The organism is Piscinibacter gummiphilus, from assembly GCF_032681285.1.
Taxonomy (GTDB): domain Bacteria; phylum Pseudomonadota; class Gammaproteobacteria; order Burkholderiales; family Burkholderiaceae_C; genus Rhizobacter; species Rhizobacter gummiphilus_A.
The window spans coordinates 3,213,003-3,238,206 of record NZ_CP136336.1; the positions used below are offsets into that span (position 1 = coordinate 3,213,003).

The 25,204-nt window shown below is 69.2% G+C and carries 23 protein-coding genes; 4 read left to right on the plus strand and 19 right to left on the minus strand.

Annotation, left to right across the window (positions count from 1 at the left end; translation table 11 throughout):
- The first annotated feature begins 3 nt into the window (after positions 1–3).
- Entirely contained in the window at positions 4–1,305 is a 1,302-nt protein-coding gene (locus tag RXV79_RS14975; RefSeq protein WP_316698595.1) for an MSMEG_0569 family flavin-dependent oxidoreductase, read from the plus strand.
- Here RXV79_RS14975 and RXV79_RS14980 read toward each other — a convergent pair.
- The 9 genes from RXV79_RS14980 to RXV79_RS15020 form a co-directional block, all read right to left on the minus strand.
- A complete protein-coding gene (locus tag RXV79_RS14980) occupies positions 1,302–1,799 on the minus strand; it encodes an ureidoglycolate lyase (RefSeq protein WP_413816614.1) in 498 nt (165 codons plus the stop codon). The genes RXV79_RS14975 and RXV79_RS14980 overlap by 4 nt on opposite strands.
- A 9-nt stretch (positions 1,800–1,808) precedes the next feature.
- Positions 1,809–3,221, minus strand: coding sequence for a dihydropyrimidinase (gene hydA / locus RXV79_RS14985; RefSeq protein WP_316698599.1), 1,413 nt, complete (start codon positions 3,219–3,221; stop codon positions 1,809–1,811).
- Positions 3,218–4,396, minus strand: a complete 1,179-nt coding sequence (locus RXV79_RS14990; protein ID WP_316698601.1) for an amidase — start codon at positions 4,394–4,396, stop codon at positions 3,218–3,220. The genes hydA and RXV79_RS14990 overlap by 4 nt, the downstream gene beginning before the upstream one ends.
- A gap of 5 nt (positions 4,397–4,401) precedes the next feature.
- A complete protein-coding gene (locus tag RXV79_RS14995) occupies positions 4,402–6,006 on the minus strand; it encodes an ABC transporter substrate-binding protein (RefSeq protein ID WP_316698602.1) in 1,605 nt (534 codons plus the stop codon).
- Positions 6,007–6,045: 39 nt separating this feature from the next.
- The gene (locus RXV79_RS15000) at positions 6,046–7,515 is read right to left on the minus strand and encodes an amidase (protein ID WP_316698603.1); all 1,470 of its coding nucleotides are present in this window, start codon (positions 7,513–7,515) and stop codon (positions 6,046–6,048) included.
- 13 nt (positions 7,516–7,528) lie between these two features.
- Entirely contained in the window at positions 7,529–8,536 is a 1,008-nt protein-coding gene (locus RXV79_RS15005; RefSeq protein WP_316698604.1) for an ABC transporter ATP-binding protein, read from the minus strand.
- Positions 8,533–9,495, minus strand: a complete 963-nt coding sequence (locus RXV79_RS15010) for an ABC transporter ATP-binding protein (protein WP_316698606.1) — start codon at positions 9,493–9,495, stop codon at positions 8,533–8,535. The genes RXV79_RS15005 and RXV79_RS15010 overlap by 4 nt, the downstream gene beginning before the upstream one ends.
- Positions 9,496–9,580: 85 nt before the next feature.
- Positions 9,581–10,444: an ABC transporter permease gene (locus RXV79_RS15015; protein ID WP_316698608.1), complete on the minus strand. Its 864-nt coding sequence runs from the start codon at positions 10,442–10,444 to the stop codon at positions 9,581–9,583.
- 2 nt (positions 10,445–10,446) lie between these two features.
- Positions 10,447–11,460: an ABC transporter permease gene (locus RXV79_RS15020; protein ID WP_316698609.1), complete on the minus strand. Its 1,014-nt coding sequence runs from the start codon at positions 11,458–11,460 to the stop codon at positions 10,447–10,449.
- Between the two features lie 266 nt (positions 11,461–11,726).
- Between RXV79_RS15020 and RXV79_RS15025 the strand changes: the two genes are divergently transcribed.
- Both RXV79_RS15025 and RXV79_RS15030 read left to right on the plus strand, forming a co-directional pair.
- The gene (locus RXV79_RS15025) at positions 11,727–12,224 is read left to right on the plus strand and encodes a GlcG/HbpS family heme-binding protein (protein ID WP_201812144.1); all 498 of its coding nucleotides are present in this window, start codon (positions 11,727–11,729) and stop codon (positions 12,222–12,224) included.
- A gap of 18 nt (positions 12,225–12,242) precedes the next feature.
- Complete coding sequence (locus RXV79_RS15030) at positions 12,243–12,908, plus strand: cupin domain-containing protein (protein ID WP_316698611.1); 666 nt, start codon at positions 12,243–12,245, stop codon at positions 12,906–12,908.
- Here the strand turns inward: RXV79_RS15030 and RXV79_RS15035 are convergent.
- The 8 genes from RXV79_RS15035 to RXV79_RS15070 are packed head-to-tail and all read right to left on the minus strand — an operon-like array spanning position 12,886 to position 21,332.
- Positions 12,886–13,557, minus strand: a complete 672-nt coding sequence (locus RXV79_RS15035) for a response regulator (RefSeq protein WP_316698612.1) — start codon at positions 13,555–13,557, stop codon at positions 12,886–12,888. The two genes, RXV79_RS15030 and RXV79_RS15035, sit on opposite strands and share 23 nt — an antisense overlap.
- A complete protein-coding gene (locus tag RXV79_RS15040) occupies positions 13,547–15,616 on the minus strand; it encodes an MASE1 domain-containing protein (protein ID WP_316698613.1) in 2,070 nt (689 codons plus the stop codon). Before RXV79_RS15040 ends, RXV79_RS15035 begins: the two co-directional genes overlap by 11 nt.
- A 32-nt stretch (positions 15,617–15,648) precedes the next feature.
- On the minus strand, positions 15,649–16,116 hold the full coding sequence (locus tag RXV79_RS15045) for a RidA family protein (protein ID WP_316698615.1): 468 nt from the start codon (positions 16,114–16,116) through the stop codon (positions 15,649–15,651).
- A complete protein-coding gene (locus RXV79_RS15050; protein ID WP_316698616.1) occupies positions 16,113–16,874 on the minus strand; it encodes a cysteine hydrolase family protein in 762 nt (253 codons plus the stop codon). The genes RXV79_RS15045 and RXV79_RS15050 overlap by 4 nt, the downstream gene beginning before the upstream one ends.
- A gap of 10 nt (positions 16,875–16,884) precedes the next feature.
- Positions 16,885–17,943: a BMP family ABC transporter substrate-binding protein gene (locus RXV79_RS15055; protein ID WP_316698618.1), complete on the minus strand. Its 1,059-nt coding sequence runs from the start codon at positions 17,941–17,943 to the stop codon at positions 16,885–16,887.
- Positions 17,944–17,990: 47 nt separating this feature from the next.
- Positions 17,991–18,863 (minus strand): ABC transporter permease, encoded by an 873-nt coding sequence (locus tag RXV79_RS15060; protein WP_316698619.1) that lies wholly within the window; start codon positions 18,861–18,863, stop codon positions 17,991–17,993.
- On the minus strand, positions 18,856–19,857 hold the full coding sequence (locus tag RXV79_RS15065; RefSeq protein WP_316698620.1) for an ABC transporter permease: 1,002 nt from the start codon (positions 19,855–19,857) through the stop codon (positions 18,856–18,858). Before RXV79_RS15065 ends, RXV79_RS15060 begins: the two co-directional genes overlap by 8 nt.
- Positions 19,854–21,332, minus strand: a complete 1,479-nt coding sequence (locus tag RXV79_RS15070) for an ABC transporter ATP-binding protein (RefSeq protein ID WP_316698621.1) — start codon at positions 21,330–21,332, stop codon at positions 19,854–19,856. The genes RXV79_RS15065 and RXV79_RS15070 overlap by 4 nt, the downstream gene beginning before the upstream one ends.
- A gap of 133 nt (positions 21,333–21,465) precedes the next feature.
- On the opposite strand from RXV79_RS15070, the gene RXV79_RS15075 reads away from it, so the two are divergent.
- Positions 21,466–22,254, plus strand: a complete 789-nt coding sequence (locus RXV79_RS15075) for a cysteine hydrolase family protein (RefSeq protein WP_316698622.1) — start codon at positions 21,466–21,468, stop codon at positions 22,252–22,254.
- A gap of 9 nt (positions 22,255–22,263) precedes the next feature.
- Here RXV79_RS15075 and guaA read toward each other — a convergent pair whose 3' ends face one another.
- Entirely contained in the window at positions 22,264–23,868 is a 1,605-nt protein-coding gene (gene guaA, locus RXV79_RS15080; protein ID WP_316698623.1) for a glutamine-hydrolyzing GMP synthase, read from the minus strand.
- A gap of 23 nt (positions 23,869–23,891) precedes the next feature.
- Entirely contained in the window at positions 23,892–25,157 is a 1,266-nt protein-coding gene (locus RXV79_RS15085; RefSeq protein WP_316698624.1) for an MFS transporter, read from the minus strand.
- Between the last annotated feature and the right edge of the window lie 47 nt (positions 25,158–25,204).

The following is a 25,204-nucleotide window of genomic DNA, read 5'->3' on the forward strand; positions in this document are numbered from 1 at the left end:
GTCATGAAGAACCCCACCCTGCCCCATCACGAAGTCGTCGTCGTCGGCGGCGGCCAGGCCGGCCTGTCCATCAGCCATGGCCTGAAGGCCGAAGGCATCGAGCACGTGGTGTTCGAGAAGCACCGCGCGATGCACGTGTGGCGCACCCAGCGCTGGGACAACTTCTGCCTCGTCACGCCCAACTGGCAGTGCGCGCTGCCGGGCCATCCGTACCGCGGCGACGACCCGCATGGCTTCATGAAGCGCGAGGAGATCGTGCAGTACCTCGATGCGTTTCGCGCGCACGTGGATGCGCCGCTGCGCGAGGGCGTGGCGGTGGAGCTGGTGAAGCCACTGCCCGAAGGCGGCTTCCTCGTGCGCAGCAGTGAAGGCGAGTGCACCGCGCAGCAGGTCGTCGTCGCCTCGGGCGGCTACCACGAGCCCATCGTGCCGCGCCTGGCCGAGCGGCTGCCGGCGCAGGTGGTGCAACTCCATTCGGCGCAATACCGCAACGCCGCGCAGTTGCCGCCCGGCAAGGTGCTGGTGGTCGGCTCGGGCCAGAGCGGCGCGCAGATCGCCGAAGACCTGCACCTCGCCGGCCGCGAGGTGGTGCTGGCGGTGGGCGATGCACCGCGCTGCGCGCGCTTCTACCGCGGCCGCGACGTCGTCGACTGGCTGGCGGACATGGGCTACTACGAGATGCCGGTGGGCCAGCACCCGCTGCGCGAAGGCGTGCGCGACAACACCAACCACTACGTGACCGGCCGCGACGGCGGGCGCGACATCGACCTGCGCCGCTTCGCCATCGAAGGCATGCAGCTCTATGGCGCGCTCACCGGCCTCGATGTCGATGGCGCCACGCTGCGCTTCGCCCCGCGCCTGCGCGAGGTGCTGGACCAGGCCGACCGCACCTACAACGGCATCAACGCCTCGATCGACCGCTACATCGACGAGCAGCGCCTGCAGGCACCGCCCGCCAGCGTCTACGAGCCGGTGTGGCAGCCGGCCGAAGAGCGCGAGACCTTGTCGCTGACGGGTGCCGGCATCACCAGCGTGCTGTGGTGCATTGGCTTCGCACCCGATTTCCGCTGGCTCGATGCGCCCGTCTTCAACGGCCGCGGCCACCCGGTGCACGACCGCGGGATCACGCGCGTGCCGGGCCTCTACTTCATCGGCCTGCCGTGGCTGCACACCTGGGGCTCGGGGCGCTTCTCCGGCGTGGCGCGGGATGCGGCGTTTGTCGTGCAGCGCGTGACGGAACTGCGCTCGACGAAGGTGAGAACAACGGTCGCGCCAAACGCGCTCGTCGATCTCGCGGTCGTCTAGAGCGCCGAGCCGATCCAGATGTCGTTGGCTGCCAGCCGCGCCTCGTCGCAGTTGTTCCCTCCCCCTGCCCGGTCAATCACCAGGAAATCGCACGGCGCCTCCAGCGCAAGCAAGGGGTGGTGCCAGGTGCCTGGAGCGTAGTTGACGCCCTGCCCGGCCTGGGCGGTGAAGCAGCGCAGCGTGCCGAGGTCGGGCGCGTCGGCCCCTTCGCAGACCACCACGAGGTAGGGCCGGCCCGACATCGGAATGAAGGCCTGGCTGCCCAGCGGGTGGCGTTCGATCACCGAGAGGGAGAAAGGAAGCTCGCGCGGCAACGCGCGGAAGATGCTGAGCTTCGGCCGGCCGCCCTCGCGGTCGACGTCGATGCGGGCCAGGTCGTCGTAGCGCTCGGCGTAGCCATCGTTGATGGTGCAGTGGCGCGAGGCCGACGCGACGTCGATGACGTCACCGAAGCGTTTGAAGGACGCCGCCGTCAAGGGCTCGAAAGACAACACCCGCCGCATCTAGAACGCCCTCACCTCGCCGCGCCGCACGAACTGGCCCATGCCTTCGCGGCCTTTCCATTCGGCGCCGTCGACGATCAGCTCGCCGCGCAGGAACACCTTCTCCACCCGACCCTGCAGCGTGCGCCCTTCGAGCAGCGTGTAGTCGCACTGGCTGTGCAGATGCTCGGCATGGATGGTCTGCGTGGCGTTGGGGTTGAAGAGCACCACGTCGGCGTCGCTGCCGATGGCGATCGTGCCCTTCTTCGGGAACAGGCCAAAGAGCTTGGCCGGCGTGGTCGAGGTGAGCTGCACGAAGCGGTTGAGCGACAGGCGGCCCTGCATCACGCCGATGTCGTAGAGGCTCACGAGGCGCGTCTCGATGCCCGGTGCGCCGTTGGGGATGAGCGAGAAGTCGTCCTTGCCGCGCATCTTCTGCAGCTGGTAGCCGAGGTGGCCTTCCTTCATGCAGAAGGGGCAGTGGTCGGTCGCGATCACCTGCAGGTCGTCGTAGCGCAGCGCACGCCAGAGGTGGTTCTGGTCGTCGGTGGTGCGCAGCGGCGGCGTCATCACGTATTTGGCGATCTCGAAGTCGTCGCTCGAATACACCGAGTCGTCGAACAGCAGGTAGTGCGGGCAGGTCTCCGCAAAGACCGGGATGCCCTCGTCGCGCGCCGCCACGATGTGCTTCAAGGCCTGGTTCGACGACACGTGCACGAAGTAGATCGGCGCTTCGGCCAGCTCGGCGAGGCGGATGCCGCGGTGCGTGGCTTCGCCTTCCATCAGCGCCGGGCGGGTCATCGCGTGGTAGCGCGGGGCGGTGTGGCCGGCGGCGAGCGCCTCCTTGATCAAGAGGTCGATGACCGTGCCGTTCTCGGCATGCAGCGCGACCATGCCGCCATCGGCGCCCACCTGGCGCAGCATCTGGAAGATGGCCGCGTCGTCGGCCATCATCACGCCGGGGTAGGCCATGAACATCTTGAAGCTCGTCACGCCCTCGTGGCGCATCGCGTGCTTCACGTCGGCCAGCACCTGGGCGTCGACACGCGTCACGATGCAGTGCAGGCTGTAGTCGATGCAGACCTGAGGCTCGGCGCTGCGCTGGGCGCGGGCGATGGCTTCGAGCGGCGAGTCGGCGGCGGTCTGCAGCGCGAAGTCGACCACCGTGGTGGTGCCGCCGAAAGCGGCTGCCTTCGTGCCGCTGGCGAACGTGTCGCAGGTGATCGTCGGGCCGATCACGTTTTCCAGGTGCACGTGGGTGTCGACGCCACCGGGCAGCACGTAGAGGCCGCTCGCATCCACCACCTTCACCTCGGGCCCGACGGCCATGTCGCGCGCGATGGCGTGCACGATGCCGTCTTTCAGCAGCACGTCGGCCAGGTAGTCGTCGGTGGCGGTGATGACCCGGCCGCCGCGGATCAAGGTGGTGCTCATCGCAGCATGGTCCTTTCGAGTTCGCGCGCGAGCGAGAGCAGGAGCTGGTCGCTGCCACGCGGGCCGATCAGCGAGATGCCAACCGGGATGCCCTGGCTGTGCGCCAGCGGCAGGCTCACCTGCGGCAGGCCGGTGAGGCCGGCGATGCAGGTGAGCTGGAGGATGCGGCCGACCGCCTGCTGCATCTCGGGCAGCGTCGCGTCGCGCCGGATGGGGAGGATGGGCACGGTGGGCAGGCACAGCAGGCGGTGGCCGCCCAGCAGCTCGTCGAGCCGCTCGCGCACGGCGGCCCGCACCAGGCGCGAGGGCGCCACCTCGTCTTCCTGCAGCGCCTGCGCCTGCAGCAGCGTCTGCGCCACGTCGTACGAGAACACCGGGTTGTGCTGCGCCACCCAGGGCGCGAAGGTGCGGCCGAACTCGAAGCACTGCTGGCGCTGCTGGTGCGCGCACCAGAGCGCGAGGCCCTCGGGCGCGAGCGTCACCGCGTGCAGCTCGGCCACACGTGGCGCGAGCTGCGTGAGCGCCCCGTGGAAGGCGGCCTGGACCGGCTCATCGCACAAGGCCACGAGATCGCTCGCCACCAGCAGTTGGTCGGTGCGGCCAGTGCCGCCCGGCGGCAGCAGCACCTCGCCCACACGCTCGAAGGTGGCCGCATCGGCCGCGAAGAAGCCGGCCGTGTCGAAGCTCGGCGACTGCGTGACCATGCCCTCGACGGAGATGGCGCCGTGCGTCGGCCGCAGGCCATAGAGGCCGCAGAAGCTCGCCGGCGTGCGCACCGAGCCACCCGAGTCGGTGCCGAGCGCGATGTCGGCCAGGCCACACGCCACCGCAGACGCCGAGCCGCTGGATGACCCGCCGGGCACCCGGTCGGGCGCACGGGGGTTGAACGGCGTGCCGTCGAAGCGGTTGATGCCCAGGAGGCCGAGCGAGATCTCGTCGGTGATGGCCTTGCCGACGAGCGACGCGCCTGCATCCAGCAGCCGCTGCACGGCCCACGCATGCGCGGTGGCCGGCGCGTGCGTGGCCGCCCAGGTGGGGTTGCCCGCCCCCGTGACATGGCCCGCCACGTCGAACAGATCCTTGGCCGCAAAGCGCAGGCCCGCGAGCGGCCCTTCGGCCGCACCGGCCACCCTCACGTCGGTCTGCGGGACGAAGGCGCCCGCCTCGTCTCGCATGCCCGTCATTCCTTGTAGAACTTCCGGAAATCCGGGTGGGTGTGGAACCAGTACTCGAAGCCCTGCACGTTCTTCTGCATCGCAAAGTCGGAGAAGCGCGTGTACAGCGGGATGCGCGGCAGGTCGGTCATCACGATGTCGACCATCTTCTGCAGGCTGGCCTTGTAGACCTTGTCGTCCGACGCGAAGCGGGCGATCTCGATCTGCTCGTCGAGCACCGGGTTGGTGTAGTTGGCGGTGTTGAACACCGCGTTGTTCTTGCCGTCGAAGTTCCAGAAGAAGAAGTACTCGGGGTAGTCGAGCCAGCCGTAGAACTCGGCGATCACCATCGGCATGGTCTTGCTCGCCATCTGGGCAAACCAGTTGGAGCCCGGCACCTTCTCCAGCGTGACCTCCACGCCGATCTTCTTCAGCGACTCCTGGATCAGGATGGCGGTGGGCTCACGCACCGTGGCTTCGCTCAGGTCGAACGACAGCGTGGTCTTGAAGCCGTTGGGGAAGCCCGCTTCGGCCAGCAGCGCCTTGGCCTTGGCGAGATCGGCCGTGTACTTGATGGGCACGGGCCACGTCGGCGCGTAGGGCTTGCTCGGGTCGCCGCCGAACATGCCGACACCGCGGTTGTAGAGCGCACTCGACAGGATTTCCTTGTAGGGGATGGCGTACGAGATGGCCTGGCGCACCTTCGGGTTGTCGAAGGGTTTGATCTTGGTGTTCATGTCCACGAAGATCAGGTCGTTCTGCACCGGCACGCCGATCACCTTGACCTTGGGGCTCTGCGCGAGCTCGGCGTAGTCCTTCGGCGGCAGGCCGACGGAGATGTCGACGTCACCCTTCTCCAGCAGCGCCCGGCGCGTGCCGGCCGAGGCGATCTGGCGGTAGATCACTTTCTTGAGCTTGGGCAGCGGGCCCGACTTCCAGTCGTCGAAGCGCACGAAGACCGTCTGCTGCCCCGGCGTCCACGACTCGATCTTGTAGGCGCCGCCGCCCGCGCCATTGCGCGACACCCATTCCAGCGCCCATGGGTCGGCCGCGGTCGCATGCTTCTTGGCGAGCGTGGAGTTCACGATCACCGGCACCGGCACCACCAGGTCGGGGAGGATGAGCTTGTTGGGCTTGTCGAGCGTGATGCGGAAGGTGTAGTCGTCGACGACCGAGAACTTCTTCGGGTCGTCGAGCGAGCCGGCCGCCATCTGCACGGCCGGGAAGCCGCCTGCCGCCACCGCGCGGTCGAAGGACCACTTCACATCTTTCGCGGTGACGGGCGTGCCGTCGTGGAACTTGGCGTTCTTGCGCAGGAAGAAGGTGTAGACCTTCTTGTCGGGGCTGATCTCCCAGCGCTCGGCCAGCTCGGGCGTGAGCACGGTGGCGTCGTAGGAGGCGTTGCCGTCGGGCAGCTTCTTCTGCCCGTGGCTCACCAGCCGGTCGTACACATGCCAGGCGACCATGCGGCTGTGGTCGTTGGCGGTGGGCACCATCGTGTCGAGGCCGTTCGGGCCCATCTCCGAGACGATGACGAGGGTGTCTTTCGGTGGGGCCGCGAGGGCGGGCATCACGAGGGCGGCCGCCAGCAAGGCCAGGGCGGCGCTGCGGCGAAGTGTGGTGAGTGGCATGGCGATTCCTTGCGATGGGTGTGAGGTGAACGGGAGACGTCAGAGACCGAGTTGATCGAGCAGCGCGGGCCAGTGCTGCGCCCACGGCCGCGCCTGCTCGAAGGCGGCACTCGCCCTGAGCACGGTGCGGTCGTCGAGGTGGCGGCCGATGATCTGCAGGCCGACCGGCAGGCCGTCCTTCGTGAAGCCGGCTGGGATGGACGCTGCCGGCTGCCCGGTGAGGTTGGCTGGGAAGGTGAAGCACAGCCAGTCGGCGTTGCGGCCCATGCGGCCTTCGATGATCTCGGGGCCCTGCATGTGCACCGGGAACGGCGGCACCGCGAGGGTGGGCGTGATCAAGAGGTCGTAGTTCGACATGAAGCGCCACATCGTGTTGCAGATGGCCTTGCGCTGGGTGTGCGCGTCGGTGAAGTCGGCGCCGGTCCATGGCTTCATCACCAGGTCAACCAGGTGCGGCGAGATCTCGTGCTCGCGGCCGGCGATGAGCTTGCGCATGCCGGTGAGGTCGGTGTCGGCGGCGACGAGCGTCCAGAAGGTGGCACCGGCGTCAGAGCGCCAGCCGGGGTTGGCCCGCTCCACATGGCAACCGAGTTCCTTCTCGAACACCGCCACCGCTTCGCTCACAACACGCCGCACCTCGGGGTCGACGGCGGCATAGCCCCAGTCTTCGCTGTAGGCGATGCGCAGGCCCTTGATGCTCGACGGCTGCGCGGCCTCGAGGTAGTCGAAGTCGGCCGCGGGGATGGAATAGCGGTCACGCGGGTCGGGGCCGGCGATCACGCTCAGCATCAGCGCCGAGTCGGCCACGGTGCGGCTCATGGGGCCGATGTGTTCCAGCGTCTCCCAGCTCGACACGCCGGGGTAACGTTCATCGCGGCAACCGGGGTACAGCGCGACGCGCCCCATCGAGGCCTTGATGCCGTAGAGGCCGCAGTGCGCAGACGGGATGCGCACCGAGCCGCCACCGTCGCTGCCGATGGCAAAGGGCGCGACGCCGGTGGCCACCGAGGCGCCCGAGCCGGCGCTCGACCCGCCCGAGGTCATCGCCAGGTTCCACGGGTTGCGCGTGGTCTCGAACACCGGGTTGTGGCCCACGCCGCTGTAGCCGAACTCGGGCACGTTGGTCTTGCCGATGATCACCGCGCCGGCGGCCTTCAGGCGCTCGACCACGATGTCGTCTTCGTCGGGAATGAACTCCTCGTAGAGCTTGGAGCCCATCACGGTCTTGATGCCCTTGGTGGCCACCAGGTCCTTGATGCCGATGGGCACGCCCGCGAGCGGGCCGATGGGCTCGCCTTTCGCGATCTGCGCATCGACCGCTTTCGCGGCCGCCCGTGCCACCTCCGGCGTGGGGGTGCAGAAGGCGTGGATGTGTGGCTCCAGCACGTCCATGCGGCGCAGCACGGCCTCGGTCACCTCGGTGGCCGAGAGCTCCTTGGAGCGGATGCGCTTGGCCAGCGTGACCGCGTCCATGCGGCAGATGGCGTTGTCGGCGGATGAGTCGCTCATGGGAATCCTTTCTTCACGCGAAGTGGCAGGCGGCGAAATGGCCCTCGCCCATCCGTCGCAGCACGGGCATCGCCGTCACGCAGCGGTCGGTGCCTTTCGGGCACCGGCCATGGAAGCGGCAGGACTGGGGGTCGGGGTCGATGGGGCTTCGGGGTGAGCCTTCGAGCCGCAGGCGCTGCTCGCCGCGACGCGCGGGGTCGGGAATGGCGGCGATCAGCGCCTGGGTGTAGGGGTGGGCAGGTGCGGTGAAGAGCGTTTCGGCCGGCGCCACCTCGACCACCTTACCGAGGTACATCACCACGATGCGCTCGCACAGCAGCCGCACGACGTTGAGGTCGTGCGAGACGAAGAGGTAGCTCATGCCCAGGCGCCCGCGCAGTTCGTCGAGCAGGCGCAGGATCACCGCCTGCACCGAGACGTCGAGTGCGGAAGTGGGCTCGTCGAGGATCAGCAGCGAAGGCTCCACCACGATGGCGCGCGCGATGCCGACACGGGCGCGCTGGCCGCCTGAAAGCTGATGCGGGTAGCGCAGCACCAGCTCATCGGACAGACCGACCATCTCGGCGGCGCGGCGCACACGGGTGTCGAGCTCGGCACGATCGCGAATCTTCAGCAGGCGGCGCAGCGGGTCGGCGATGGCGTCGAACACGCGCATCGACGGGTTCAGGCTTTCGGTCGGGTCCTGGAAAACCATCTGGATGCGCGCACGCAGCGGCGAGCGCGCGAGCTGGCGGGGAGTCATCGCGCTCAGGTCTTGGCCGTCAAACAGCACGCGGCCCGAGGTGGGCGTGATGAGCTGGGCGAGCAGGCGCGCGAGCGTCGACTTGCCGCAGCCCGATTCGCCCACCAGGCCCACGCATTCGCCGTGGCCGATGCTCAAGCTCACCTCGTCGACCGCATGCAGCAGCTTGCCGCCGCTCACGGGGTAGTGCTTGACGAGCTTTTGCACCTCCAGCAGCGCAGGCGGGGCTGGCGCGTCCAGCGCAGCGCTCATGTCGTGCAGGCGTTCGGGCATGTTCATAGCGGGTGACGGCAGCGCACGCGATGGCCCGGGGCGAGTTCGACCCAGGCGAGGGGCGCCTCGCTGCAGGCCGCCGTGGCGCGGGTGCAGCGGTGCTGGAAGCGGCACACCGGCAATTCGCCGCGCAGGTCGGGCAGCTGGCCGGGAATGGCCGACAGGCCCATCAGCGTGGTCTGCGGCGTGGGCGTGGCGGCGAGCAGCTGCCGGGTGTACGGATGCGCGGGCGAGCGCAGCAGCGCCTCGGTGGGCGCCACTTCCACCAGATGACCGGCGTGCATCACCGCGATGCGGTCGCAGTACTCGCCCGCGAGGCCGAGGTCGTGCGTGATGAGGAGGGTGGCCATGCGCTGGCTGCGGCTCATGTCGCGGATCAGGTCGAGGATCACCGCCTGGGTGGTGACGTCGAGCCCGGTGGTGGGCTCGTCGGCGATCAGCAGGGCCGGAGTGCAGGCGAGCGCCATGGCGATCATCACGCGCTGGCACATGCCGCCCGAGAGTTCGAAGGGGTAGGCGTGGTAGCGGCGCTCGGGGTCGGGGATGCGCACGCGTGCGAGCGCCTGCACGGCACGCTGCTTCAGGTCGTCGCGCTTCACCGCGGCGTGGCGGCCGAGCACGTCTTCGATCTGGTGGCCCACCTTGCGGATCGGGTTGAGCGCGGTGCGTGGGCTCTGGAAGATCATCGACAGCTCGCGCCCGCGGAGCTCGCCGAGCGCCGAGGGCGTGGCCTTGAGCAGGTCGGTGCCACCGAAAGTGATGGCGCCGCCTTCGATGCGCGCCGCGTCGTCCTGCAGGCCCATCACGGTGTAGGCCATGACGGACTTGCCGGAGCCGCTCTCGCCAACCACGCCGACGATCTCGCCGCGCTCGATGCTGAGCGAGACGTTCTCCAACGCCTTGACTGTGCCGTGGCGCGTGCGGAAGTTGAGCGACAGGTCGCTCACATCGAGGAGCGCGCTCATGACTGCCCCTCGTCCGATGGGTACATCGGCCGATCCCCCGAGGGGATGCGGGCCGGCTTGGGAGCGGCCCGGCGCTCGGCCCGCCTCATGTGCGCCTCCGCGGGTCGAGCAGGTCGCGCAAGCCGTCGCCCAGCAGGTTGAAGCAGAACACCGCGAGCACCAGCGCCATGCCGGGGAAGGCGAAGGTCCACCACTCGCCCGAGATGATGTTGCTCGCACCTTCCGACACCATGATTCCCCACTCCGGCGTGGGCGCGCGCACGCCCAGGCCGATGAAGGACAGGCCGGCCGCGTTGAGGATGGCCCAGCCCATGTTGAGCGAGGCCTGCACCGCCATCGGCGGCAGGATGTTCGGCACGATGTGGTGCATCAGCACCTGCAGCGGCGTGTTGCCGCCCATGCGCGCCGCCTCCACGTAGCCCAGGTCGCGCCGCACGTTGACCTCGCCGCGGGCGAAGCGGAAGTAGAACGGCAGGTTGATGACGATGGTCGCGATGATGATGTTGAGCACGTTGTTGCCCAGCGCCGCGACGATCCCCATGGCCAGCACGAAGAGCGGGAAGGCCATGATGGTGTCCATCAGCCGGCCCAGTACACGGTCGGTCCACCCGCCGAAGTAGCCGGCCAGCGCACCGAGCGCGAGGCCGATCGCGAACGACAGCGCCACCGCGGAGATGGCCATGCCGAGGTCGAGCCGGGCGGCGACGATCACGCGGCTCAGGATGTCGCGGCCCAGCGCATCGGTGCCGAACCAGTGCGCAGCCGAGGGCGGCTGCAGGCGCGCCGTGCCGTCGGTCATCAGCGGGTCGTAGGGCGCGAGCCAGGGCCCGAAGAGTGCGCACAGCAGGAGCAGCGCGAGGATGACGACCGCGACCAGCGTGAGCCGGTTCTCGCCGAAGACGTAGCGGGTGTTGCGGGCGACGAGGGTGAAACGTGCGGCGAGTTGCATGGTCACCCCTCGAAGCGCACGCGCGGGTCGATCAGCGTGCTGGCGATGTCGATCGAAAGATTGAGCAGGATGTAGAGCAGCGCCATCATCAGCACGAAGCCCTGCACCGCGGCGTAGTCCGACGCCAGCACCGCGCTCACCGCGTAGGCGCCGATGCCCTGCCAGCCAAACACCTGCTCGATCAGCACGTTGGAGCCGAGCAGGAAGCTGAACACCATGCCCATCACGTTGACCAGCGGCAGCAGCGCATTGCGAAACGCGTAGGTGAAGATCACCGTGCGCGGGGCCAGGCCGCCGGCGCGCGCGGTGCGCACGAAGTCGGAGCCGAGCGCGCCCAGCATGGCGGCGCGGGTGATGCGCGCGATGGGCGCCAGCGCGAAGAGGCCGAGCGCGATGGAGGGCAGCACGAGCTGGCCGGCCGCGGCGCGGAAGGTGGCGCCGTCACCGGCGAGCAGGCTGTCGACGAGGTACGCGCCGGTCACCGTGGGCGGCGGCGAATTGAGGATCTCGTTGAGCCGGCCCACCGGCTGCGGCGCCAGGTCGAGCAGGAAATAGAAGACATACACCAGCAACAGCCCGACGAAGAAGGTGGGGAAGGCCGAGCCCACCGTGATGCTGCCGCGGCACAGGTGATCGACCCACGAATCGGGCTTGGTTGCGGCCAGCACGCCCATCGGGATCGCGAAGGCGAGTGCGAAGACCAGCGCGCACACGCTCAGCTCGAGCGATGCAGGCAGGCGCACCAGCAGGTCGTGCAGCACCGGCTGGCCCGTGGTGAGCGAGGTGCCGAGGTTGCCCTGCGCCAAGTCACCGAGGTAGCGGAAGAACTGCTCGATGAGCGGCTTGTCGAGCCCAAGCTTGGCGCGGATCTGCGCGATCGACTCGTCGTTGGCCGCCGGCCCGGCGAAGTAGGCCGCCGGATCGCCCGGCAGCGCGTGCGACAGGAGGAAGGTGATGACGACGATGCCCGCCAGGCTGGGCAGCGTGCCGAGGAGTCGTTTCCAGACGAAGGCCATGCGGCACGCCAACGCATATCGCATGCCAATGTGGCGGCGCACCAAACGGGCCCATGCGTCTCGTGACTTGCCACAGAGGCATGTCGGCTGAGCCCGCCCTTATGTGGGGCCGACTGCTTTCGCCGATGGCACGCCAGCGGGGCGCACCCGTTCCGCGCACGCGCACTTTCAAGATGCACAGGAAAGTGACTTGACTGACAATGCCAGTGCATGCAGCGATGGCGCAGCGCTTGCTTCGGCCATCGAAGAGGACAAGGAGAGAGCCCATGAGCGACGACACCACCCCGGCCCGGCAGCTGACCCTGCATGGCGCGCAGCGTGTGCTGCAGGCTGCCATCGCCCACGCGCACGCCATCGGCCAGCCGATGTGCATCGCGGTGGTCGACCTGGGCGGCAACCTGCTCGCCTTCGCGCGCATGGATGGCGCCAAGGCGCTGAGCGTGATCTCGTCGACCAACAAGGCGCGCACCGCGGCGCTTTCAGCCGCGCCCACCGGCGGGGCGCATGCCGACGTGGAGTTGCAGGTCACGCTCGCCCATGAATCGAAGTGGACCAACCTCATCGGCGGGCTGCCGATCCGTGTCGACGGGTTCGTCGTCGGCGCCGTGGCGGCAGGCTCGGGCACAGGCGCGCAAGACCTCGCCGTCGCACGCGCCGGCGCGGCGGCGATTCCCGGCGCCGACCTCTACGACGACTTCACGCCAATGGGTGCGGAAGACACGGGCATCATCCGGGGCTCGCACCCGCTGCCGGTCCGCAGCTGAGGGCACATCACACATCTCATGGCCACTTCCGCAAAGACCTCGACGCGGCCGCCCGCCGCCAAGAAGAAGCCGTCCACGGCTCGCAAGACAAAGACCGCCGCGGCCGCGGCGCCACCACGCCGCGACGACCTGCAGGTCGGCGGTCGCCTGCGCCATGCGCGCCTGCTCGCCGGCATCCGCATGCGCGACCTCGCCGACAAGGTGGGCTGCACCGAGAGCATGGTCTCGAAGATCGAGGCCGGGCGCGTGGTGCCCTCGCTGCCCATGCTGCAGCGCCTGGTCGATGCGCTCGGCCGCGACCTCGCCTCCTTCTTCGGCTCCGACCCGAATTCGCCGGCCATGGTCCTGCGCAACGGGCAACGCCCGGTCGCCCACACCGACCCCATCCGCGAAGGCCAGCGCGTGAGCTATGAGCGCCTGGTGCCCTTCGGGGCCGGCAACCTGCTCGAAGGCAACATCCACGTGGTGGAGCCCGGCGGCCTGAAGCACGACCCGATCACGCACCAGGGCGAAACACTCGGCTACGTGCTCGATGGGCAGATCGAGCTGACAGTCGAGGCGACCAGCTACACGCTCAACGCGGGCGATTCCTTCTTCTTCAAGAACCACCTCACCAACAGCTACCGCAACCCGGGCACCGTGACCGCACGCGTGCTGTGGGTCAACACGCCGCAGGTTCACTGAGCTTGAACGCCGCCCGGGCCAGGTCGCCCGAGGTGCGCAGGCCCAGCTTGCGCTTGATGTTGGCGCGGTGCGTCTCGATGGTGTGCACGCTGCGGTGCAGGCTGCGCGCGATCTCGCCGGTCTTGAGGCCACGGCCGATGAGGCGCAGCACTTCCATCTCGCGGTCGCTCAGGCCACCGACGGCGCCGCCCGCGGGGTCGCTTCGCTCGTTGCCGCTCGCCAGGCGCGTGAGGATCTCGCTCGCCACCGTCTCGCTGAGGTAGATGCGCCCCGCGCGCACCTGCCGCAACGCGGCCACGATCTTGCGCGTGGCCTCCTGCTTCATCAGGTAACCCCTCGCACCGGCCCGCAGGGCACGCTCGGCATGCAGGCGCTCGTCGTGCATCGAGAGCACGAGGCACTGCAAGGCGGGGTGGCGTGCCTTTGCCCGGCGGATCAACTCCAGGCCCGACTGCTCCTCCAGCGACAAGTCGACGATCGCGACATCGGCGGGTTGATCGGCCAGCACGGCCAGGGCTTCGTCGACCGTGCCGGCTTCCGAGCACGCCTCGAAGTCGCTTTCGCGGCCCACGAGTTGCGCGATGCCATGCCGCAGGATGGGGTGGTCGTCGACGATCAGGACGCGGGTCTTCTTCGTGTCAGCGTTCATGCAGGGACCTCCAGGTGACCTCGACCTGCCACGCGCCATCGCTGGCACCGGCATGGAAGGTGGCGCCAATGAGCTGTGCCCGGTGCCGCATGATGCGCAGCCCGATGCCCCGCCCTTCGCTCTGGCCGGCCGTCGTGGCCGACAGGGGATTGCTCACGCGTAGCGTCAGCGCGCCCGCCTGCTGCCCCAGCGCAATGCCGATGGCCGCACCCGGTGCGTGCTTCACCGCGTTGTTCACCGCCTCCTGGGCCACGCGGTAGAGGTGAACCGCCGCGATGTGGTCAGGCGCGTCGACCGGGCGTGGGCAGTCGAGCGTGCAGGTGCGGCGCAACTGGCGCTCGGTGTTCTCGGCCAGCTGCTGCAGCGCCATCATCAGCCCGCCCTCCTCCATCTCGACCGGGTAGAGGCCGCGCGCCAGCAGCCGCGTCTGCGCCACCGCCGACGACAGCATCGCCTCGACACGCTCGGCGCTCGCCTGGGCGTCGCGCGCCCCGGCCGCTTCGAGGTCGCGGGCCAGCAGCTCGGCCTGGATGGCGGTGGCCGTCAGGTGCTGGCCCAGGCCGTCGTGCAGGGCCTGGCCGAAGCGCTGCTGCTCGCGTTCGCTGACTGCTATCAGCTCGTGTTCCAGCCGCTGCCGCTCGGCCATCTGCACCTGCAGCGCGGCGTTCGCTTCGGCCAGGGCCTGGGTGCGCTCGGCCACGCGCTGCTCGAGATGCCGCCGCGCCTGGCGTAACGCATCCGCCGCCTCCACACGAGCACTGACGTCAATGCCCGAGACGATGGCGTGCGTCATGCTGCCGTGTTCGTCGCGCAGGGCGGTGGCCGTCCAGCTCACGGTGATGGGCGGGCCGCGGTGGCGGCGCAGCGGGCTTTCGAGCTTCTCGCTGTCGGCGAGCCTCAGGCGCAACAGCTCGGCATGGCCGCTGACCTTGGCGTGGTGCTCGGCCGGGATCAGCGCCTCTTCGAAGCGCTGGCCGACCAGCGTGGCCGAGCTGAAGCCGGTCGCACGTTCGAAGCTGCGGTTGACGCGCTCGATGCGGCCCTGCCCGTCGAGCACCACCACCAGCGCGCCCTCGGCGTCGAGGATGGCGGAGCCGAAGTCGCGGTCGCGGATGGCCTGCGCACGGGCCCGGTCGCGCTCGCTCTGGCTGGCGGCGAGCAGCAGGCTCGTGACGGTGATCACGTTCGCAAACACCCACCAGCGCACCAGGCTGCTGGTGAGCCCGCCGTCCACGAAGGGGCCAGCCCCGCGCACCGTGCCCCACACGGCGGCAAGCGTGACGAGCAGCGTGAGCAAGGTGGCCCCGCGCTGGCCGAAGCGCAGCGCCGCCCACACCGCGAGGGGGAACAGGGCGAGCGATGCGGGGTAGTAACCCGGTGCGGGCGTGAGGCCGTGCAGCAGCGCGCCACCGAACACCAGCTCGCACAACAGGCCCAGCAGCACGAGCAGCGCGCCGGCTTCCGCCACCTGCGCGCGCGTCCAGGTGGCGGACGCGCTGCGACACCAGATGAGCAGGAAGGGCGTGAGCACCACCACGCCAGCGGCGTCGCCCATCCACCATTGCAGCGCCACGGCGGCCCAGGCGTCGGTGGGCACACGCCCGTCGAGCCACAGCGCCGTCGGGCCGATCACGGCGCTCAGCCCGGCGCAGGCGGTGCCGAGCAGGATGAGGCTCACCACGTCGCGCACCCGCTCCAGCGCCTGCGCGAAGGCGGTGCGGCGCAGGCCACACCAGCAGGCGAAGGTCTGGGCCAGGTTGCCGAGCGAGATGCCGGCCACGGCGAGCAGCGACGCGCCGGTGCCGGCATTGGCGATCAGGTCGCCGAGCACGATGCCCGGCCACAGGCCCGGGCCCCAGCGCAGGAAGACGAAAAGGCTCAGGCCGGTCGGCGCCCACACCAGCGTGACGTTGGGGGCGATGCTGGAGGTGGCCAGGCCGAGCCGGGCCGCCGCACCGTAGAGCAGGCCGAAGAGCAGGCACCAGCAGGCCCAGCGCCAGCGGGCCTGCCCGCCGGTCGGCCAGGCGCTGAGGGTGGCAGGCAGTCGCAAGGAGGCCATTCCGCGAACGTGCATGAACCGTGCCGAGGGCGTCAATCGGTCTCGAAGATGGCGTCGACCTCGACCGCCGCACGCCGTGGCAGCGAGGCCACGCCGATGGCGGTGCGCGCGTGGCGCCCGAACTCGCTTCCCCACAGCGCCGCGAAAAGGTCGGACGCGCCGTTCACCACCATCGGCACGAACTCGAACTCCGGCTCGCAGTTCACGAAGCCCCCCACCCGCAGGCAGCGCTGCACACGGCCGAGGTCGCCCTCGCAGGCGAGCTTCAGGCAGGCCAGCAGGTTGAGCGCGCACAGGCGCGCGGCCTGCTGGCCCTGCTCCACCGTGAACTCGCGGCCGAGCTTGCCGACGTAGGGCACGCTGCCGTTCCACTCGCACACCTGGCCGGCGAGATACACGGTGCGGCCGCTGCGCCGCCAGGGCACGAAGTTGGCAATCGGCGTGGGCGGCATCGGCAGCACGAGGCCCATCTCCGCGAGCTTGTCTTCGACGGCGCTCATGCCTTCAGGCCCGACAGCAAGGCACCCGAGTCCGTCATGAAGCCATACAGCAGCTTCACGTTGTATTCGGTGGCCTGCATGCAGAACGGCGGCGAGGTGGTGCCCACGCAGTCGCGCAGCATCAGCACGTCGTAGCCGAGGAAGCTCGCGTCTTCCAGCGTCGTCATCACGCACTGGTCGGCGTTCACGCCGGCGAAGAAGAGCGTGGTCAGGCCCATGTTGCGCAGGATGGAGTCCAGCTCGGTGTCCCAGAAGCCGCTGAAGCGGTGCTTGGTGACGTGGATGTCCTGCTCGCCCGGATTCAGCTCGTCCACGATCTGCGCACCCCACGAGCCCTTCAGCAGGATCTCGGCGCCGCCGGGAATGCGCTCGCCGAGGCCGGCGCCCTCCCCGTCCTGCGTGTGCGCGTGCAGCAGCGAGGGGTGGATGTTGAGCAGGTCGCGGCGCACGCCCCAGTTGAGCCACACGATGGGCACCCCCTGCGCCCGCAGCGCGGGCACGAGCCGGCGCAGCGGCTCGATGGGGGCGCGGTCGGGCGTGATGTCGATGCCGCGGTAGTCGAGGTAGCCGCCTTTCGCGCAGAAGTCGTTCTGCATGTCGACGACGATCAGCGCGCTGCGGTTGGCGTCGACCGTCACCGCCTGCGGCTCGGCCGCAAGTTCGACCGGCCGCACCGGCCGGCGTTCGGCGCGCGTGAGGTCGCAGTGCGCGGCGCTCACGCGCCAGCGGTTGGCGAGGTGGGAACCCATCGGTTTCATGGCGGGCTCCTCACTGCACCGTGCCCACGACGCCCTTGACGAAGAAGTTCATGCTCTCCAGCTGCTCCATCGGCATGCGCGTGCCGGCCGGCAGGATGGCCTTGCCGTCCTGCCCGGTCATCGGGCCCGACCAGACGATGAACTTGTCCTTGAGGATGTCGTCCTTCTTCGCCAGCACGGTCTTGCGCACGCCCTCGGGCACGGCCGGGCCGAAGGGGTCGAGCACCACGGTGCCGTCTTTCAGGTCGCCGCGCACGTGGCTCGGCTTCCACTTGCCGGCCTGGATCTCCTTCGTCAACTTGAGCATGGTCGGGCCCCAGTTCCACGAGGCACCGGTGAGCACGGCCTTGGGTGCGAGCTTCGACACGTCCACATCCTTGCCCACCATGTAGATGCCGCGCTTCTCGGCGGTCTGCGCGATGGTCATCGGGCTGTCGACCTGCTCGCCGATCACGTCGATGCCGGCATCGGCGAGCGAGTTGGTGGCCTCGGCCTCCTTCGGGGGCTGCAGCCAGCCGCCGGTCCACACCACCGTGGTGGTGGCGTTCGGGTTCATGGCCTGCGCGCCCAGCGTGAAGGCGTTGATGGAGCGCACCACCTGCGGAATGGGAAACGCGGCGATGAAACCCAGCTTGCCGCTCTTGCTCACCGCACCGGCAGCCATGCCGGCGAGGTACATCGCGTCGTCGCTGTTGGCCCAGTAGGTGCCGACGTTGTCGCCGGTCTTCAGGCCACCGGCGTGCAGGAAGGCGACCTTGGGGTACTTCTTGCCGAGCGCGATGGCGTAGTCGAGGTAGCCGTAGCTGGTGGCGAAGATGATGCTCGCGCCGCCCTGCTTGATCATGCGCTCCATCACCTTCTCGACCTCGGCTGTCTCGGGGATGTTTTCCACATGCAGGGTCTTGGTGCCGGGGATGTTTTTCTCGACGAACTTGCGCCCAAGATCCATCGAGGTGTTGTAGCCGTAGTCCTTTTCGGGGCCGACGTAGATGTAGCCGATGGTGGCGGCGTGGGCGATGGCGGTGCCGGCGGCGAAGGCGAGCACGGCGAGGTGGCGAAGCAGTTTCATGGGGCGGTCCCTCCTGGGGTTGACGAAAGGTGATCGGGCAAGAGCGGTCATCGGGCGAAGACAGCACGCAGGGCCTCGGGCCCGCCGCCGCCCTTGAGGCGCGCGCAGGTGACGGCGAAGACGACGAGGCTTGCGAGGTAGGGCAGCGTGTGCAGCAGGTGCGCCGGCACCGCGCTGCCGCCGGCCTGCAGCCGCAGCGACAACGCTTCGGCCAGACCGAACAAGAGCGCGGCCGGCAGCGTGAGCCAGGGGTTCCAGCGCGCGACGATCACCAGCCCCACCGCGATCAGGCCGCGGCCAGCCGTCATGCCTTCGGCCCAGGTGCGCGTGTGGTCGATGGAGAGCGCGGCGCCGCCCAGGCCCGAGAGCACACCCCCGGCCGCGATGCCGGCGACGATCACCTTCCACGGCGTGATGCCGGCGGCGCTCGCCGCCGGAGGCGACTCGCCGACCGCGCGCCACACAAGGCCGGTGCGGGTGCCGTAAAGCCAGAGCCCGATCAGCGGCACGAGTGCGACCGCGAGCCACAGCGTGGGCGTCGTGCCACCAGCACCGAGCGCGAAGCCTTCGATGCGCAGGCCGACGAGGCCGCTGCCGGCATACGCACTGACGCCGAAGCCGAGCATCAGCACCGCGAGGCCACTCGCGAACTGGTCGGCGCGTGCGGCCACCGTCAGCAAGGCATACACCGCCGACAGCAAGGCACCCGCCGCCGCGCCGGCCACCATGCCCAGCCAGGGCTGGCCGCTCACGGCAGTGACGCCGTAGCCTGCCACCGCGCCGACCAGCATCTGCCCTTCCACCCCGAGGTTGATGCGGCCCACGCGCTGCGTGAGGCACTCGCCCAGCAGCACCAGCAGCAACGGCGCGGCGCTGCGCAAGGCCGAGACCGGCAAGCCCTGGAGCAGGGTGTCAGCCACCGGCGCCTCCCTTTTTCCAGGCACCCGCGCCGAGCATCGCGACGAACATCAGCCCCTGCACCACCAGCACCGCCGACGAGGGCACGCTGGTCATCATCTGCAGCCCGTCACCCGCGGCGAGCAGGCCACCGACCAGGAGCGCGAGCGCCATCGCCGGCAGCACACGATTGCCGGCCAGCCACGCGACCAGGAATCCCGACAGGCCCGCGCCATTGGCGAACGAGGCTTGCAGGCGGCCCTGCACGGAAGAGGTCTCGGCGATGCCCGCCAGCCCCGCGAGGGCGCCACCGATCACCATCGTCAACAACACCTGGCGCGTGACGCTCAAGCCTGCGAGCGGCGCGAGGCGCGGGTTGCTGCGCAGCACGTCCAGCACCAGGCCCCAGCGGCTGCGGGTGAAGAGCAGGTGCAGCGCGATGCCGAGCACCAGCGCCACCAGCAGCCCCACATGCACCCGGCTCTCGCCCAGCAGCGGCAGGCGCGCGGCCTCGGTGAAGTCGATGCTCGCCGGCCAGCCCTGGCTCTGCGGGTTCTTCCAGGGGCCGTAGACCAGCCAGGTGACGAGCAACGCCGCCACGTAGTTCAGCATGAGCGTGGAGATCGTCTCGTTCACGTCGGCCACCACACGCAGCAGCGCCGGCACCAGGGCCCACACCGCACCGCCGATCACACCGCCCAGCAGCACCAGCGACAGGCTGGAAGGCGCGAGCAGCATTGCGCCGGTGCCGGCCAGCGCGCCGAAGTAGAGCTGGCCCTCGGCACCGACCGACACCAGCCCGAGGCGCGCCGGCACCAGCGTGGCCAGCGCGCACAGGAGGATGGGCGTGGCACGCAGCAGCGATTCGCCGACCGCGTAACCGCTGCCGACACTCGCCTGCGCAATGGCCACGAGCATGTCGATCGGTCCGCGGCCGATCAGCAGGAAGAAGGCGCCAGCGAGCGCGGCGAATCCGCCCAGGGCGATGGCGCTGCGGTGAAGGCGCGCGGCGTTCATGCGGCCACCTGCCCGGCCATGCGCGCACCCAGCTCGGCCGGTGTCGCCTGGGCCGCGTCGAACAGCGCGATCACGCGGCCCTCGAACATCACCGCGATGCGGTGCGCGTGCCGCAGCAGATCGTCGAGGTCTTCGCTGATCCACAGGACGGCGCTGCCGCTGCGCGCCAGGCCGAACAGCGCGTCGTAGACCTGCGCTGTGGCGGAGACGTCGAGGCCCATCGTCGGATAGCACGCGACGACAGCGGCAGGTGCATCGGCCAGCTCACGCGCCGCCACCAGCTTCTGCAGGTTGCCACCGGACAGGTGGCCGGCCAGCGCCTGCGGTTCGGCCGGCCGCACACCGAAGCGCGCGATGAGCGGCACCGCACGCAGCGCCAGCTCGGCACGCGAGGGCATGAAAGGCAAGGTGTTGATGCGCTTCAGCGCAAGGTTCAGCGCCAGCGTGAGCTCGGGGGCCACTGCGTTGCGCAGCGGCTCGGGGGCGATGTAGCCCAGTTGCGGCGTCGGCTCCGGCGCGAGCCGCGGTGCCCGCAGGCGATGACCATCGAGGATCACCTCGCCGGCCGCCAAGGGCAGCGCACCCGCGATGGCCTCCGCCAGCTCCGTCTGCCCGCTGCCCGACATGCCGGCGATGCCCAGCACTTCGCCGGCGCGCACGATGAGGTCCACCCCACGCGCCACGCCTGCCGACACACCGCGCAGTTCGAGCCGCACGGCCGCGTTGGCGGCAGGCGCATGCGGCGCCCGCACCGCAGGCGGGGCGCGGCCGACCATCCACTCGACGATCTGCGCATCGCCCGCGTCCTGCGCATCCGCCTGCGCCACCACCCTCCCGGCGCGCATCACCGCCACCCGGTCGGCGCAGGCGCGCACGTCGGCGAGCTTGTGGCTGATGAGCACGACCGCGAGCCCACGCGCCGTGAGATTGCGGATCAGGCCCCACAGCCGCTCGGCTTCCGACGGCGTGAGCACCGCGCTCGGTTCGTCGAACACCACGCAGCGGGCATCGCGCAGCAGCACCTTCGCGAGTTCGACCAGCTGCATCTGGCCCACTGGCAACTGGCCCACACAGGCATCGGGGTCGACACCTGGCGCGATAGTCTTCAGGTGTGCATCGATCGCCGCCAGCCGTGATGCGCGCATGCCAATCCACCAGGGCGCGGCCGGCTGCACGAGCACCAGGTTCTCGCGCACGGTCAAGGCCGGCACCAGACTGAACTGCTGGAACACCATGCCGATGCCGAGCGCCATCGCATGACGAGGCGAAGTGATCGCGTGCGCTTTGCTGTCGATCTCGATGCGGCCGGCATCGGGCAGGTGCACGCCGTAGAGCATCTTCATCAGCGTGCTCTTGCCCGCACCGTTTTCGCCGAGCAGGGCCAGCACTTCGCCTGGGCGGATCTCGAGCGTCGCATCGTCGACAGCGCAGAGCGTGCCGAAGCGTTTGGTGAGGCCGACGAGCTTCAGGTGCATGGCTGCACTCTAGAAACGACGCCTCGGGGCGGACATCAGGCCGCGCGTGGTTTCGGGGTAGTGGATTCCGTGATGTCGACGCCAGCGCACGCAATTTGCATGGCCGAACTCACACCCACATCCAGGAGCCCTCATGGCGCATCGCACGACAGACACCCCAGGCGCGCTCGGCGTCTTTGCCAACACGCACTGGATCGCCTCGCCCGAAGAGGTCGACTTCGCGCCCGCCCCCGCGCCTCAGCGACGCTTGCGGCTGAACGCAGAGCCGCAACGGGTCGTGCTGGACCTGCAGCGCACCGCCATCCTCGTGATCGACATGCAGAACGACTTCTGCTCGCCGGGCGGCTGGGTGGAACACATCGGTGGTGACCCCCTACCCGACCGCGCACCGATCGAGCCGCTGCGCCAGCTGCTGCCGGCGCTGCGCGCCGCCGAGGTGCCGGTCGTGTGGGTCAACTGGGGCAACCGGCCCGACCTGGCCAACATGCCGCCCAATCAGATCCACCTCTACAAGCCGCACGGGCACGGCATCGGGCTGGGCGACCCCTTGCCGGGCAGCGGCGCGCGTGTGCTGGAGAAAGGATCGTGGGCGGCGGCCGTCGTCGACGAACTCAAGCCGGTGGCGGGCGACATCGAGGTCGACAAGCACCGCATCAGCGGCTTCTGGGACACGCCGCTCGACAGCATCCTGCGCAACCTCGGCGTTCGCACACTGCTCTTTGCCGGCGTCAACACCGACCAGTGCGTGCTGCACTCCCTGACCGACGCCAACTTCCTCGGCTACGGCTGCGTGCTGCTGTCGGACTGCTGCGCCACCACGTCGCCACCCTTCTGCACCGAGGCGACGCTTTGGAACGTCAAGAAGTGCTTCGGGTTCGTGAGCGATTCGCGGCGGGTCCTGGAGGCGCTCGCGGCGGCGTGAGGCCTCAGGTCACTCCCACTCGATGGTGGCTGGCGGCTTGCTCGACACGTCGTAGGTCACGCGGTTGATGCCGCGCACCTCGTTGATGATGCGGCCCGACACCCTCTTGAGCAAGCTGTAGGGCAGCTCGGCCCAGTCGGCGGTCATGAAGTCGCTGGTCTGCACCGAGCGCAACGCCACCACGTAGTCGTAAGTGCGGCCGTCGCCCATCACGCCCACGCTCTTGACGGGCAGGAAGACGGTGAAGGCCTGACTCGTGAGGTCGTACCAGCTCTTGCCACTGGCGGGGTCGATGGCGGCGCGCAGCTCTTCGATGAAGATCGCATCGGCACGGCGCAGCAGGTCGGCATATTCCTTCTTCACTTCGCCGAGGATGCGCACGCCGAGGCCTGGGCCGGGGAACGGGTGGCGGTAGACCATGTCGTGCGGCAGGCCGAGCGCCACGCCCAGCTCGCGCACTTCGTCCTTGAAGAGTTCGCGCAGCGGCTCCAGGAGCTTCAGGCCCAACTGCTCGGGCAGGCCGCCCACGTTGTGGTGGCTCTTGATGGTGGTGGCCTTCTTGGTCTTGGTGCCGCCGCTTTCCACCACGTCGGGGTAGATCGTGCCTTGGGCGAGGAAGGTCGCGCCTTTGTGGCCCTGCCCGCTTGCCTTGAGCTTCTCGGCCTCGGCCTTGAAGACGTCGACGAAGAGCTTGCCGATGATCTTGCGCTTCTGCTCGGGCTCGGGCTTGCCGGCGAGTTCACCCAGGAAGAGATCGCTGGCGTCGACGCGGATGACCTTCGCGTGCAGCTTGCCGGCGAACATGTCCATCACCATGTCGCCCTCGTTCAGGCGCAGGAGGCCATGGTCGACGAACACGCAGGTGAGCTGGTCGCCGATGGCGCGGTGGATCAGCGCCGCGGCCACGCTCGAATCGACACCGCCCGACAGGCCGAGGATCACCTCTTCGCTGCCAACCTGCTCGCGGATGCGCGCCACGGCTTCTTCGATGTAGTTGCCCATGACCCAGTCGGGCTTGGCGCCGCAGATGTCGAGCACGAAGCGGTTGAGCAGGTCGCGGCCCTTCACGGTGTGCGTGACTTCGGGGTGGAACTGCACCGCGTAGTAGCCGCGCGACTCGTCGGCCATGCCGGCGATCGGGCAGCTGGGGGTCGAGGCCATCAGCTTGAAGCCGGGCGGCAGCTTGGTGACCTTGTCGCCGTGGCTCATCCACACCTTGAGCATGCCGTGGCCTTCGGTGGTGGAAAAGTCTTCGATGCCCTGCAGCAGCCTGGTGTGGCCGTGGGCGCGAACCTCGGCATAGCCGAACTCGCGGTGCGTGCTGGCCTCGACCTCGCCGCCCTGCTGCACCGTCATCGTGAACATGCCGTAGCAGATGCCAAGCACCGGCACGCCCAGGTCCCACACCGCCTGCGGGGCGCGCAGCTCGTGGTCCTCATACGTGCTGGCGTGGCTGCCGGAGAGGATGATCCCCTTCGGCTTGAACTCACGGATGAATTCGTCGCTCACGTCGTTGGGGTGGATCTCGCTGTAGACGTGAGCTTCACGCACACGGCGGGCGATGAGCTGGGTGACCTGGGAGCCGAAGTCGAGGATGAGGATCTTGTCGTGCATGGTGCGGGCTCGGGTGTGGAGGCTCAGACGTTCGGTTGCGGTGCCGGCTCAGCCGGCCGGCGCGAGAAATGCCACAGCGCGACCGCCGTGGACGAGGCCATCAGGACGGCGCAGAAGAAGAACGGCGCACCGGCCCGCCAATCGCTCGGCGGCAGGTGCGACACCGCGCCGAGCAGCGAGGTGCCGATGACCGGGCCGATGATGAACATGAGGCTGGTCAGCGCTGCCACCGCGCCCATGGTGCGGCCCTGCGTGGTGGCATCGGCCGCGTTGGAGACGAGCGACTGCATCGACGCCTGCACTGTGAAGCCGAAGAGATTGAGTGCCATCACCGCGTACATCATCCAGCCCTGCGTCGCCAGCGCCCACAGCACGTAGCAGCAGGTGGCCGAGATGAGGCCCATCGTCGCGAGGCGGCGCGCACCGAAGCGCGCCAGCAGCCGCTTGAGCAGCACGCCTTGCACCAGCACCGACAGCACGCCCACCGCAAAGAGCGACCAGCCGTTCTCCAGCGGCCCCCAGCCGAAGCGGAAGCCGGTGTAGAGCACCCACGAGCTGCGCAGGATGGAATCGGTGAGCGCACCGAAGGCCACCACCAGCACGAGGATGCCCACGCCTTCGAGCTTGCTCAGCTGGGTGAGCGCCTGGATCGGGTTGAGGGCACCCCAGGTCAGCGGCTTGCGGTACTGCACGGCCAGCGACTCGGGCAGCACGAAGTAGCCATAGACGAGGTTGAGCAACGCCAGCACGCCCGAGGCATAGAACGGCAGGTGGATGTCGATGGCACCCAGCAGGCCGCCCATCACCGGCCCGAGGATGAAGCCGAGCCCGAACATGGCGCCGACCTGGCCGAAGCGGCGAGCCCGGTCTTCGGGCGTGGTGATGTCGGCAACATAGGCGTTGGCGATGCTCACGTTGGCCTGAAGAGCGCCGCTCACCAGGCGGATGGCCACCAGCTGCCCGAGCGTGGCGGCCAGCGCCGTGCCGAAGTAGCTGAACGCGAAGCCGCAGAAACCCAGCAGCAGCACAGGCCGGCGGCCGTAGCGGTCCGACAGCGCGCCGAGCACTGGTGCGCTGAAGAAGTTGGCCACGCCGAAGGTGAACATGATCGCCCCGAACCAGAACGCCTGCTCCGCGCGGTCGCTGGTGAAGCGGCCCACGAGCTCGGGCAGCACGGGGATGATCAGGCCGATCGACACCATGTCGATCAGCACCGTCAGCAGGATGAAGCGCATCGCCGCGGGGCGGTCCGCGGCGATGGGCGGCTGGTTCAGAGAAGAATCGGTCACTCGGGATTCACTTCACAGCAAGTCGGCAGGGAGCGGCGGGCCGAGCG